The organism is Streptomyces sp. SP18CS02 (assembly GCF_036322365.1).
Taxonomy (GTDB): Bacteria; Actinomycetota; Actinomycetes; order Streptomycetales; family Streptomycetaceae; genus Streptomyces.
Genome location: NZ_JAQYXC010000033.1, coordinates 1 through 586, shown reverse-complemented (window position 1 = coordinate 586; position 586 = coordinate 1). Strand labels below are relative to the sequence as shown.

Sequence of the window (586 nt, the reverse complement as noted above, 5' to 3'; positions counted from 1 at the left end):
GTCGTCAGCCGGTCCAGAAGTCCCACCAGCGGGTCAGGACGAGCATCCCGATGATGCCGATGTGCAGGGCGGGCAGGACCCAGGTGAACTCGTCGAGGAAGCCCCGCACCGGGCGCGGTGCGGGCAGCAGCCCCGTGCGGACGTTGTGCGAGGTCACGTACCAGAACATGACGATCGTCGCCGCCCACGCCAGGGAGCACCACAGGCACAGCGCGTTGATCTCGTACAGCGACTGGTACATCAGCCATGTGCAGAACCCGACCCCGAACAGCGTCCCCGCGTTCAGCCCCAGCCAGTACCACCGCCGGTAGCGGGCACCCGCCAGCAGACCCGCCCCCACGGCGATCACCACCGCGTACGCCACCAGCCCCAGCATCGGATTGGGGAACCCGAAGACCGACGCCTGCTCGCTCTTCATGATGCTGCCGCACGACACCACCGGATTGAGACTGCACCCCGGAGTGAACCCCGGGTCCTCCAGCAGCCTGAACTTGTCGATCGTGATCACCCACGCCGCGAGCAGCCCCGCCGCACCCGTGACCACCAGCATCCACGCGAACGCCCGGCCCGCCCCCGCCCCGCCGTG

Annotated in this window: 1 protein-coding gene; it reads right to left on the bottom strand. The window is 68.9% G+C overall.

Annotated elements, in window-relative coordinates; all coding sequences use genetic code 11:
- Positions 1-4: 4 nt before the first annotated feature.
- A partial coding sequence (locus PUR26_RS00075; protein WP_329867997.1) for a vitamin K epoxide reductase family protein occupies positions 5-586 on the bottom strand: 582 nt, incomplete at its 5' end.